The sequence below is a fragment of the Curtobacterium sp. AB451 genome, from assembly GCF_050585845.1.
Taxonomy (GTDB): domain Bacteria; phylum Actinomycetota; class Actinomycetes; order Actinomycetales; family Microbacteriaceae; genus Curtobacterium.
Window position 1 is genome coordinate 357812 of sequence record NZ_JBOBQG010000001.1, and the last position, 12251, is coordinate 370062.

Annotated in this window: 10 protein-coding genes; 1 reads left to right on the forward strand and 9 read right to left on the reverse strand. The window is 71.5% G+C overall.

Going from position 1 to position 12251, the window contains the following annotated elements; translation table 11 throughout:
• From ACQXVK_RS01650 to iolC, 9 genes are all read right to left on the reverse strand, one after another.
• The gene (locus ACQXVK_RS01650) at positions 1-1275 is read right to left on the reverse strand and encodes a Gfo/Idh/MocA family protein (RefSeq protein ID WP_430852455.1); all 1275 of its coding nucleotides are present in this window, start codon (positions 1273-1275) and stop codon (positions 1-3) included.
• A complete protein-coding gene (locus tag ACQXVK_RS01655; RefSeq protein ID WP_430852456.1) occupies positions 1272-2420 on the reverse strand; it encodes a transaldolase family protein in 1149 nt (382 codons plus the stop codon). The genes ACQXVK_RS01650 and ACQXVK_RS01655 overlap by 4 nt, the downstream gene beginning before the upstream one ends.
• A 71-nt stretch (positions 2421-2491) precedes the next feature.
• A complete protein-coding gene (locus ACQXVK_RS01660) occupies positions 2492-3523 on the reverse strand; it encodes a Gfo/Idh/MocA family protein (RefSeq protein WP_430852457.1) in 1032 nt (343 codons plus the stop codon).
• Between the two features lie 26 nt (positions 3524-3549).
• Positions 3550-4476 (reverse strand): sugar phosphate isomerase/epimerase family protein, encoded by a 927-nt coding sequence (locus tag ACQXVK_RS01665; RefSeq protein WP_430852458.1) that lies wholly within the window; start codon positions 4474-4476, stop codon positions 3550-3552.
• Between the two features lie 42 nt (positions 4477-4518).
• Positions 4519-6426, reverse strand: coding sequence for a 3D-(3,5/4)-trihydroxycyclohexane-1,2-dione acylhydrolase (decyclizing) (gene iolD, locus ACQXVK_RS01670; protein WP_430852459.1), 1908 nt, complete (start codon positions 6424-6426; stop codon positions 4519-4521).
• Complete coding sequence (iolB, locus tag ACQXVK_RS01675; RefSeq protein ID WP_430852460.1) at positions 6423-7316, reverse strand: 5-deoxy-glucuronate isomerase; 894 nt, start codon at positions 7314-7316, stop codon at positions 6423-6425. Before iolB ends, iolD begins: the two co-directional genes overlap by 4 nt.
• A gap of 8 nt (positions 7317-7324) precedes the next feature.
• Complete coding sequence (locus ACQXVK_RS01680; protein WP_430852461.1) at positions 7325-8836, reverse strand: CoA-acylating methylmalonate-semialdehyde dehydrogenase; 1512 nt, start codon at positions 8834-8836, stop codon at positions 7325-7327.
• Positions 8833-9822, reverse strand: coding sequence for a class I fructose-bisphosphate aldolase (locus ACQXVK_RS01685; RefSeq protein WP_430852462.1), 990 nt, complete (start codon positions 9820-9822; stop codon positions 8833-8835). The genes ACQXVK_RS01680 and ACQXVK_RS01685 overlap by 4 nt, the downstream gene beginning before the upstream one ends.
• Complete coding sequence (iolC, locus tag ACQXVK_RS01690; RefSeq protein WP_430852463.1) at positions 9815-10807, reverse strand: 5-dehydro-2-deoxygluconokinase; 993 nt, start codon at positions 10805-10807, stop codon at positions 9815-9817. Before iolC ends, ACQXVK_RS01685 begins: the two co-directional genes overlap by 8 nt.
• Positions 10808-10940: 133 nt before the next feature.
• Between iolC and rmuC the strand changes: the two genes are divergently transcribed.
• A complete protein-coding gene (gene rmuC, locus ACQXVK_RS01695) occupies positions 10941-12200 on the forward strand; it encodes a DNA recombination protein RmuC (protein WP_430852464.1) in 1260 nt (419 codons plus the stop codon).
• Positions 12201-12251 lie beyond the last annotated feature (51 nt).

The window sequence follows — 12251 nt, forward strand, 5'->3', positions numbered from 1 at the left end:
CTAGAGCACCGGGGTCGCCGCCTTGTAGGTGAGCGGTCCGTCGACGCGCGCGACCTCGTGCCATGCCCCGTCGGCGAGCGACGCCTCGGCCGCTTCCACGATCGACGCGGCCGCCAGGCCGTCGGCGACCGACGGCGCGAGCTGCTCCCCGCGCCGGACGCTCGCGATGAACTGCGCCGCCTCGACGGTCTTCAGGTCGTCGTAGCCCATCGCGGTGCCGGCGCCCGGTTGGAAGCGGGCGAACTCGCCGTCACCCGGGGCCACGTAGTGGGTGGCGTACCCGTCGACCTCCTGCCCGTCGAGGAACACCTCGAGCTCGTTGAGGCGCTGGAAGTCCCACCGGATCGACCCCCGCGTGCCGTAGACCTCGAGCGTGTACTCGGCGTGCGGCCCGCGCATCACCCGGCTGGAGTCCATCGTGCCGACGGCACCGTCCTCGAAGCGGAAGAGGAGCGCCGCGTAGTCCTCGTTCTCGACGGGCTTCCGCTCCCCCGTCGCGGCGGCACTGCGGTCGACGATGCCGGCGCCGGGGAGCGGGCGGTCGGCGATGAAGGTCTCCGCGAGCGCCGTCACGGACGCGATCCGGCCGACGACGTACTGCGCCAGGTCGAGGCCGTGCGAGAGCAGGTCGCCGAGGACCCCCGACCCGGCACGCTCCCGTTCGAAACGCCAGGTCAGCGGCGCCGCGGGATCGGCCGAGTAGTCGGCGAGGAGCGATCCGCGCACGTTCGTGATCCGACCGAGCCGACCGGTGCGCACCAGCTCCCTGGCGCGTTGGACGGCGGGGGCGTGCCGGTAGTTGAAGCCGACACTCGTGACGACGCCCGCGCGCTGGACGGCCTCGTGGATCGCGCGGGAGTCGCTGGCGTACCGCCCCATCGGCTTCTCGATCCAGAACGGCTTGCCCGCCTCGGCGGCGGCGACCGCCATCTCGCGGTGCAGGAAGTTCGGCGAGCAGATCGACACGACGTCGACCTCGGGGTCGGCGAGGACGTCGTGGAAGTCGGCGACGGCGCGGTCGTAGCCGAGCCGCGACGTGGCCTGGTCGCGGGCGGCCTCGATCGGGTCGGCCGCGACGACGAGCCGGGGGTGGACGCCGAGCTCCGGGAAGTGGTCGGGCAGGGCACGGTAGGCGCGGGAGTGCAGGCGCCCCATCCAGCCGACCGAGATGAGGCCGACCCCGATGGTGGCAGGCGCGGGCGCAGCCCCGGGTGCGGGTACGGGCTCGGGTGCGGGTACGGGCTCGGGCCCGGGTGCGGGTGGAGTCGCGGTCATGCTGCCGGCACGATGATGTCGCGTACCAGGGCGTCGGGCTTCGCGTCGGCGTCGAGGAACTGCCGCAGCGTGGTGACCGTCGCCCCGAAGCGGTCGAACTCGTCGATCGTCATGCCGTCGACGTCGTAGCCACGCGCGAACTCCGGCGTGGCCGCACGGAGCGCCGCGATGACCGCTGCCGGGACCTCGTCGTGGATCGCGTCCGGTCGCCACGGGAAGGCGTTGTCGTTGATGTCCTTGGACCACTGGAACGGCGGCGACACGACGAGGTCACCGCCCTGGAACTCCGACCACTGCAGCGGGTTCCGGAAGGCGGCGACGAGGACCCGCGACCGGAAGCCACGCTCCTGGAAGACCCGGTAGGCGTGCTTCACCGCGGCGACGCCCGCCCACTCGAGGATGCCGGGGTCGACCATGACGTGCTCGCGCGCCACCACCGTCTTCAGCCAGTCGTCGAACCGGCCCGCCATCAGCGTGACGACGTGACCGAACTCCTGTTGCGGCAGCCCGTCGGCGGCGCGACGGTCGAGGGCGCGCTCGATCGCCTCGCCCACGGCCACCACCTGCGGCACCGTGAACGACACCGTGGCGTTGATCGAGACACCGCGGTACGCCGCCTCCTCGATCGCCGCGATGCCGACCTTCGTCGCCGGGATCTTCACGATGATGTTCGGCGCGAGCTGCGAGAACCGAACGGCCTGCTCGACGAGCGCGTCCTGGTCGCGGTGGAACCGCGGATCGGTCTGCATGCTCAGTCGACCGTTGCGGCCGCCGGACGCCTCGAACGCGGGCAGCAGCTGTGCGGCCGCCGCGATCGAGAGCTCCTCGACGGCCTTCCAGCCGATCCAGGACTCCCCCGCCGTCGGGTGCTCGGCGGCGATCTCGCGGATGCGGGGCACCCAGCGCTCGGGGTCCTGCTGGATGCACGTGTAGGCGATCACCGGGTTGCACGTGGCCCCCACCGCCCCGTACTCGTGGATCGCGGTGGCGAGCTCGCGGGGGTCCGCCGAGTCGTTCCACAGGGCGGTCGGGGTCTGTTCCGCGGCCTGTCGGGTGACGGGGCGGACGTCGGCGTCGGAGGTCGCCGGGGTCCCCGGGGTCGCCGGGGTCGCCGGGGTCGCCGGGGTCGACAGCGTGTCGGTCATCGGGAGAGTCCCTTCGTGATCGTGGCGAGTCGGGAGCGCGAGACCTGGGCCGCGGGTTCGTCCGGCATCGGTCAGGCCGTCTCGTAGAACGCCGGCTTCCGGGTGGCGTACGCGATGTGTTCGAGGGCGCCGGACTGCTGGGCCCGCACCGCGACCTCGGCGACGACCGAGGCGGTGTAGCCGTCCCACGCGCTCGGACCGTCGATGCCGCCCTGCTTGGCGGCGTCGACCCAGCGCTGCACCTCTTCGTCGTAGGCGGCGCCGAAGCGTTCCACGAACGACGGCGTGACGCCCTGGCCGGACACCCCCTGCGAGACGAGGGTCATCGAGGTCTCGCGGCCGATGTACGCGACGCCGGACTCGAAGACCGCGTCGGTCGTCACCTGGTACCCGAACTGGGCGTTCACGTTGATCTCGACGATCGCCATGGTGCCGGACTCGGTCGTGAACAGGACGAACTGCGGCTCGGGCAGGTCGGCCGGGGCGAGGGAGCTCTTGCGCGGCTTCTTCACCTCGACGGCGACGATCGGCTCGCCCGTGATGAACGGGATGATGTCGATCTCGTGGATCACCGAGTCGTGGATGAGCATCGACTCGCTGAAGTTCGGCGGCGTGGTCGGGTTCCGGTGCGCGTGGTGCAGGGCGAGCAGTGCGCCGTTCGACCCCGACTCCCGCAGCGCCCGGAGCTCCTGGTACCCCTTGTCGAAGCGCCGCATGAAGCCGACCTGGATCATCGGACGGTCGGCCTTCGCCTGCTCGAGCTCGACGATGCGCAGGGAGTCCTCGGCGCTCGTCGTCAGCGGCTTCTCGCACAGGACGGCGAGGCCCCGCTCGACGGCGGGCACGAGGACGGGTTCGTGCAGGAACCCCGGGGTCGCGACGATGACCGCGTCGATCCCGGTGGCCACGAGGGCGTCCTCGAACGACGCGGCGGTGATCGCACCGGGCGCCGTCGCCGCGGCGGCCGTGGCACGCGCGGTGTCGGGGTCGACGATCGCGACGACGTCCGCGCCGGCGATCGTGGAGGTGATCCGGCGGACGTGGTCGCTGCCCATCGCGCCGGCACCGACGACGGCGACGCGGAGGTTCTCGGTGGTGCTCATGCTGGTCTCCAGTGGTGGTCGGCGCGTCAGCGCGTCCGGGCGGCGGCGGTCGAGCCGAAGATGTGCTGGAACGTGCGCTCGGCGATCGGGCCGGGAGCGTCGACGGAACAGCCGTACATGTCCTGCTCGACGATCCCGAAGACGTCCGGGTTGATCGCCGCGACCGCCTCGATGATCGGGGCGAGCTCCGGGGTGCCGTGTGGCGGCTCGGTCATGATCCCCTGCGCCACCGCGGTGCCGAACGGCACGTCGTTCTTCAGCACGTCGAAGAGCAGGTCGGTGTCGACCTGCTTGAGGTGCAGGTAGCCGATCCGCTCGGGGTGCTCGGCGATCATCCTGAGGTTGTCGCCGCCGTAGTAGGCGAAGTGCCCGGTGTCGAGGCAGAGGTTCGTGTACGCCGGGTCCGTCTCCGACAGGAAGCGGACGGTCTCCCGGTAGGTGCCGATGTGGCTGTCGGCGTGGGTGTGGAACTGCTGGTGGACGCCGAACTCCTCGAGCAGCGCCTTGCCGAGCTGGTCGTGGCCCTTCCCCAACCGCTCCCACTGCTCGTCCGTCAGGGTCCGGGGTTCGAGCACCTGGTTCGTGGCGTCCGAGCGCCACAGGTCCGGGATCGTGACGAGGTGCTCCGCGCCGAGCTCGGACGCGAGCCCGGCGACCTTGACGGCCTGGTCCCAGGCGCGCTGGAACTGGTCGTCGCCCTTGTGGAAGCCGGTGAACACGGTGCCGGCCGAGAGCTGCAGCCCGCGGGACTCGAGCTCGTCGGACAGCTGCGACGGATCGGTCGGCAGGTACCCGTACGGACCGAGCTCGATCCACTCGTAGCCGGCGGCCGCGGCCTCGTCGAGGAAGCGCTGCCACGGGACCTGGTTCGGGTCGTCCGCGAACCAGACGCCCCACGAGTCGGGGGCGGTGCCGATCCGGATGGCGTCGGTGGCGGTGGCGGTGTCGGTCATGACGTCGTCGTCCTTTGCGGAGGGGTCGGGTCGGAGGGGTGTTCAGCCGAGCAGGGGGCGCTGCGCCGTGACCTGCTGCTCGTACGCGGCGCGGGCGGCCTGCGTCGTGGGCAGGGTCGAGGTCTGGGCGACCGGCACGTCCCACCAGCCGTCGCCGTCGGGGGCGTAGACGAGCGGGTCGGAGTGGACGTGCACGAGCGTGGTGTGGTCGTTCGCCTTCGCCTGACGCACCGCGGCCCGGAGGTCGTCGATGGCGCTCGGCCCCGGCTGCACCTCGATGACGTCCACGCCGTAGGAGCGGGCGTTCGCGGCGAGGTCGACCGGCAGCACGTCGTCGTTCTCGAACGAGCCGGTCTCGTCGAGGTACCGGTACTTCGTGCCGTACCGCTCGGAGCCGACCGTCTCGGACAGGTGCCCGATGGACGCGAACCCGTTGTTCTGGATGAGGACCACGACGATCTTGATGCCCTCGGCGACCGCGGTGACGAGCTCGGTGTGGAGCATGAGGTAGCTGCCGTCACCGACCATCACGATCGCGTCGCGGTCCGGGGCGGCACGGCGCACCCCGATGCCGCCGGCGATCTCGTAGCCCATGCAGGAGAACGCGTACTCGACGTGGTACCCGAGCGCGTCCCGCACCCGCCAGAGCTTGTGCAGGTCGCCGGGCAGCGATCCGGCCGCCTGGATGACGACGTCCCGCGGGTCGGTCGCGGACTGCACCGCGCCGATGATCTCGGACTGCCCGGGCAGGGCGCGACCCGACGGTGCGAACGCGCGGTCGACGACGGCGTCCCACTCCTGCTTCCGCTCGGCGATCTCGGCCGCGTAGCGAGCGTCGACCGCGTACGACGAGTCGGACGTGAGCGACGTGGTCAAGGCGACCAGCGCCTCCCGGGCGTCCGCGATCAGCGGGAGCTGCGACCCGTGCTTGTAGGCGTCGAACGCGGCGACGTTGACGTTGACGAACGTGACGTCCGGGTTCTGGAACGCCGTCCGCGAGGCCGTCGTGAAGTCGCTGTACCGCGTACCGATCCCGATGACGACGTCGGCCTGTGCGGCGATCGCGTTCGCGGCAGCCGTGCCGGTCGCACCGATGCCGCCGAGGTACTGCGGGTGGTCCCAGACGAGCGACCCGCCGCCGGCCTGCGAGGTGCCGACCGGGATGCCGGTCGCCTCGACGAACGCGGCGAGCTCGCCCTCGGCGCCGGCGTAGAGCACGCCACCACCGGCGACGATGACCGGCCGCTTCGCCGCCCGGATCGCCTCGACCGCACGCGCCAGCGGGCCGTGCTCCGGCAGCGGGCGGCGGATGTGCCACTCGCGCGGCTGCAGGAAGGCGACGGGGACGTCGAACTGCTCGGCCTGCACGTCCTCCGGCAACGCGATCGTGACGGCACCGGTCTCGGCCGGGTCCGTCAGCACCCGCATCGCCGCGAGGGCGATCGAGAACAGCTGTTCCGGCCGTTCGACGCGGTCGAAGTAGCGCGAGAGCGGACGGAACGCGTCGGTCACCTGCAACGAGGTGTCGTGCGGCAGCTCGATCTGCTGCAGGACCGGGTCGGTGGTCCGCGTGGCGAAGGTGTCCGACGGCAGCAGGAGCGCCGGCAGCCGATTCGTCGTGGCGAGTGCCGCGGCGGTGAGCATGTTGGCGGCGCCCGGGCCGACCGACGCCGTCGCCGCGAAGGTCGCACGACGGCGGCGCATCCGCGCGAAGCCGACGGCCTCGTGCACCATCGCCTGCTCGTTGCGGGCCTGGTGGTACGGCAGCAGTCCCGGCTGCTCGACGTGCAGCTGCTTGATGGCCTGGCCGACGCCGGCGACGTTGCCGTGCCCGAAGATGCCGAAGATCCCCGGGATCGTGCGTTCGCGGACGTCGCCGTCGACGGTCCACTGGTTCGCCAGGAACAGAACGAGCGCCTGGCCGACGGTCATCCGACGGGTCTCGGTCATCGGACGGGGTCCTTCCGGTAGGGCAGGCGTGGGTCGAGCTGTTCGTGCTCCCACGTCTGGCGGACCCAGCCGTGTGCCGGGTCGTCGGTGATGTTCCAGACGCGCTCCGGGTCGGGCCCGGCCATCACGTTGAGGTAGTACATGTCGTAGCCGGGCGCCGCGACGGCCGGCCCGTGCCAGCCGAACGGCACCAGGGCGATGTCCCCGGTGCGGACCTGACGGAACTCGTCGATCGCCCGGTCGTCGGACGCGTACGTCCGGTGCAGCGCGAAGGGGGCGGCCTCCGGTGGGGCGGCGACCCCGCGGGACACCGCGGCCTCGTAGTAGTAGATCTCCTCGAGGTTCGACTCCTCGCCCCCGACGTGCGTGTCGTGCTTGTGCGGCGGGTACGACGACCAGTTGCCCGCGGGGGTGATCACCTCGCACACGATGAACCGCGCGGCGTCGAGTGCGGCGGGCGTCCCGAAGTTGTGCACCTGTCGACTCGACTGCCCTGCGCCGCGGAGCTCGACCGGGACGTCGTCGCGGGCGATGTACGCGCTCGGCCGGACGGTCTCGGTGGGCGCCTCGGCGACGGCGACCCGGCCCTCGCCGGTGATCGTCGCGGCGGTCCCGGAACCCAGGTAGAGGACGTCGGTCGGTCCCTCGAAGACGCTCGCGCGTCCGTCGAGGGGCTGCGTGGTGCCGTCGTACGCGACCGTGAAGCTGCCGGCGAGGGGAACGACGAGTCGTTCCACTGCGTCGGCCGGGAGGCGCAGCTCGCCCCCGTCGCGGAGCGCACCGGTCCGCAGACCGGTGTGCGCCCACCCCGCGATGCTGCCGTCCACCACGTCGGTCCAGCCCGCCTCGGGGCGGGAGCCGGCCGGGATGAACCAGTTCTCGTTCGTCATCGGTCGCGTCAGCCGTTCGACGGGAAGCCGAGGTTGATGCCGCCGTGCGACGGGTCGAGCCACCGGCTCGTGATCGCCTTCTGGCGGGTGAAGAAGCTCACGCCGTCGGCCCCGTACGCCTTGTGATCGCCGAAGAGCGAGTTCTTCCACCCGCCGAACGAGTAGTACGCGACCGGCACCGGGATCGGCACGTTGATGCCGATCATGCCGACCTGCACGTCACGCTGGAAGCGACGAGCTGCACCGCCGTCGTTGGTGAAGATCGCGGTGCCGTTGCCGAACGCGCCCGAGTTGATGAGCGCCAGGCCCTCCTCGTAGCTCGCGACACGGACGACGCTCAGCACCGGGCCGAAGATCTCCTCGGTGTAGACCCGGCTCGTCGTCGGCACCTTGTCGATGAGGGTCGGGCCGAGCCAGAAGCCGTTCTCGTCGCCGTCGGCGCGGACGGTCCGGCCGTCCACCACGACCTCGGCGCCGTCCTGCTCGGCGACCTCGATGTACGAGGCGACCTTGTCGCGGTGCTGCTTCGTGACGAGCGGCCCCATGTCGCAGCCACGACGGCCGTCGCCGACGCGCAGGGTGGCCGCGCGCTCGGTGATCTTCTGGATGAGTTCGTCCGCCACCGGCTCGACGGCGACGATGACCGAGATCGCCATGCAGCGCTCACCGGCGGAGCCGAAGCCCGCGTTGATCGCGTTGTCGGCGACGAGGTCGAGGTCGGCGTCCGGCAGCACGAGCATGTGGTTCTTCGCGCCGCCGAGGGCCTGCACGCGCTTGCCGTGCTTCGTGCCGGTCTCGTAGACGTACTGGGCGATCGGGGTGGAGCCGACGAACGAGATCGACTCGACGTCCGGGCTCGTGAGCAGGCCGTCGACGCTCGTCTTGTCGCCGTTGAGCACGTTGAAGACGCCGTCGGGGAGGCCGGCCTCCTGGAACTTCGACGCGAGCCAGATCGCCGCCGACGGGTCCTTCTCGCTCGGCTTCAGGACCACGGTGTTGCCCGCGGCGATCGCGATCGGCAGGAACCACAGCGGCACCATCGCGGGGAAGTTGAACGGCGAGATGATCCCGACGACCCCGAGCGGCTGCCGGATCGAGTAGACGTCGATGCCGGTCGAGACCTGGTCGGAGAACTCGCCCTTCATCAGGCTGGGGATGTTCGTCGCGAGCTCCACGACCTCCTGCCCGCGGGCGATCTCACCGAGCGCGTCGTCGATGACCTTGCCGTGCTCGCTCGTGATGATCTCGGCGAGCTCGGCCTTGTCGCGGTTCAGGATCTCGCGGAAGGCGAAGAGGATCTGCTGGCGCTTGGCCAGCGAGCGCTCGGCCCACGCCGGGAACGCCGCCTTCGCACTCGCGATCGCCGCCTGGATCTCGTCCTCGTTCGCGAGGGCCACCTGTTTCGTCGCGACACCGAGCGCCGGGTCGTAGACCGGGGCCGTGTTGCCGGACGCCGACGCGACGCGCGCCCCGTCGATCCAGTGCCCGATGGTCGTGGTGGCGGTCTCCGTGGTGGTCATGCGTTGCTTCCTTCCGGGATGGACGGGTCCATGGTGGTGGCCTGCGCGGGCCGAGCGGTCGGTTCGTGGGCATCTGTGGAGAACCCGGACCCGGTCGGGCGGGTGTGGACGAGCCCCGCGGCCACGTCCACCGCGGCGGCGACGTCGCCGTCCGGCGGGTAGAGCAACGTCCGGCCGACGACCAGGCCGCGCACGCCGGGGAGCGCGAGCGCGTCGGCCCACTTGGCGTAGGTCTCGAGCGGACGGGTCGACGGGTCCCCGCCGAGCAGCAGCGTCGGCAGCGTCGTGGCCGCCATCACCCGCTCCATGTCGTCGACGACGGGGATCTTCAGCCAGCTGTACGCGCTCGACTCCCCCAGCCCCGCGGCGATCGCCATCGAGGTGATGACGGCGTCGGCGGTGAGGTCGTTCACGACCCGGCCGTCGCGCCACGAGGACATGAACGGCTCGAGCATGATCGGCAGCCGGAGCGCCGCCGCTTCGCTCACCGCCCGCGCCGTGGCCTCGAGCGTCGGGGCGGTCCCCGCGTCCTCGAGGGCGATGCGCACCAGCAGCTTGGCGAAGTCGAACCGGGAGTCCGCGATGGCCTTGGCCGAGTACGCCGTGTACCGGTCGTCCATCTCGAACGCCGCACCGCGCAGCCCGCCGCGGTTCATCGACCCGACCACGACCTTGTCGTCGAGGGCGCCGAGGAGCGCCAGGTCCTCGAGGACGTCCGGCGTCCCGAGCACCCCGTCGACCCCGGGTCGTCCGAGGGCCGTGACGAGCCGCTCGAGCAGGTCGTAGCGGTCGGCCATCGCGGACTCGTCACCCCGGACCGCCAGGGCTCCGCGTGCCGGGTGGTCGGCGGCGACGATGAAGAGCTTGCCGTCGTCGGCGAGCAGGGAGCGCGTGCGACGGGCGTCGAGCGCGGCACGGACGAGGTCCGGCCGTCCCGCGCGGACGTCCCGCAGCCGCGCGAAGTCGGCGGTGCTGATCTCAGGCACGGACGGCCTCCTCGGTCGGGTTGTCCTGCAGGAACCGTTCGATCTCGTCGCTCGTCGGCATCGCGGTCGAGCACTCGAAGCGGGTGGCGACGATGGCGCCGGCGGCGTTGCAGAAGGCGAGCGTCCGCTCGAGCCCCCACCCCTGCAGCAGCCCGTGGGTCAGTGCCCCGCCGAACCCGTCGCCGGATCCGAGGCCGTTGACGACGTCGATGCGGTGCGGGCGGAGCTCGACGAACTCGTCGCGGGTCTTCGCCAGCACGCCCTTCGGTCCCTGCTTGACGATCGCGATCTCGACGCCGCGCTCGAGCAGCGCGTCGGCCGCTCGGACGGGGTCGGTCTCGCCAACGGCGACCTCGCACTCCTCGCGGTTGCCGACGGCGACCGTGGCGTGCTCGAGGGCAGCCTCGACCTCGCGCGTCGCGGCCTCGGGGCTCGACCAGAACATCGAGCGGTAGTCCAGGTCGAGCACCGTGTGCAGCGCGGTCGGTGCGTCGGCGTCGCTCCGCGCCCGCATCGCCGTGTGGTGCGCACTGCGGCTCGGCTCCTCGCTGAGGCCCGTCACGGTGGTCCAGAAGACCCTCGCGCGCTCGATCTCGTGCAGCGGCAGCGACTTCGCCGTGATCATCAGGTCCGGCGCCTTCGGTGCCCGGTAGAAGTACAGCGGGAAGTCGTCCGGCGGGAAGATCTCGCAGAACGCGACGGGGGTGTTCAGCCCCGCGACCGTCTCGACGAAGGCGTTCGCGACGCCGAACTCCGGCAGGGTCCTGGCGATGTACCGACCGAACGGGTCGTTGCCCGTTCGGGTGATGACCGCGGCGTCGGCGCCGTGCCGGGCTGCCGCGATCGCCACGTTCGTGGCGCTGCCGCCGACCGACTTCGAGAAGGTCGTGACGTCCTCGAGCGGCCCGGTCTGCTGCGGGTAGACGTCGACGCTCACACGTCCCATCGTGATCACGTCGTACGCGTGGGGAGCGGGGTTCGTCATGCGACGCGAGGGACCTTCCGTGCGGCTTCATCGGCGGACGATGACGACTGTACACCGTGTTTGCCATAATGTCATGACATGGATGCACCAGGCCTGAAGGCGCGGTGTCGGTGGGTCCTGACAAGGTCACGACATGCAGATCCTCGCCCTGGTCATCGGTCTCGTGATCGGCGTCGCCGTCGGTGCGGTCGTCGCCTGGTCGCTCGCACGGTCGCGCGCCGGCGTGGACGCCGCCACGTCCCGCGCCAGCGCCGACGCCCTCCGGTCGCGCCTCGACGAGGTCCGTCGCGACGCCGAGGAACGACTCGACGCACAGGACGCGCAGTACCGCCGGCAGGTCGACTCGCTCGAGCGCCGGGCCGCCGAACTCGAGCACCTCGTCCAGCGCATGCACGGCGCCGACGCCGCCCGGTCGCAGGGCGAGTCGAAGGTGCTGTCCGCGCTCAGCCCGGTCGCGCAGACGCTCGACGTCATGCGCGCCAAGATCGCCGAGCTCGAACAGTCCCGCAGCGAGCAGTACGGGGCGATCTCCGCGCAGCTGCGGTCGGCGGCCGAGTCCGAGGAACGCCTCCGGGCCACCGCCGACACCCTCGCGAGCGCGCTGTCGTCGAACAGCACACGCGGAGTGTGGGGCGAGACGCAGCTGCGCAACGTGGTCGAGGCCGCCGGCCTGCTCGAACGCGTCGACTTCGACGTGCAGTCCTCGGTGACGACCGCCGCCGGCACCGCCCGGCCCGACATGGTGGTGCACCTGCCCGGTGGCAAGACGATCGCCGTCGACGCCAAGGTCCCATTCAGCGCCTACCTGCAGGCGGCGGAGATCCCCGCGACCGCGACCGGTGCCGAGGGTGCTCGACGCGACGCGCTCATCGGGCAGCACGTCAAGGCACTGCGGGCGCACGTCGACGCCCTCGCCGCGCGTGAGTACTGGACCGGGTACGACGCCTCACCCGAGCTGACGATCGCGTTCATCCCCTCCGAGTCGCTCGTCTCGAGCGCCCTCGCCGCCGACCCCGGGCTGCTCGACCACGCGTTCCGCAAGCGCATCGCCCTGGCCTCGCCCGTGACGCTGTGGTCCGTGCTGAAGACCGTCGCGTTCTCGTGGCAGCAGGACGTCGTCTCGCAAGAGGCGCACGAGCTCTTCCGGGTCTCCCGCGAGCTCTACGGCCGCCTGGCCACCATGGCCGGGCACGTCGACAAGCTCGGGCGCTCGATCCGTGGCTCCGTCGTCGACTACAACCGCTTCGTGGGGTCGCTCGAACGGCAGGTGCTCCCGAGCGCCCGTCGACTGTCGCTGCTCGACGAGTCGAAGGTCATCGCGGACCCGGCGTCGATCGACGACGAGCCGCGACTGCTCACCGCGCCCGAGCTCGTCGCCGCCGTCGACGACTGACCCCGCGCCCGCGGCGCACTGGCGCCGCTCCGTCGAACCACGAATGCGACA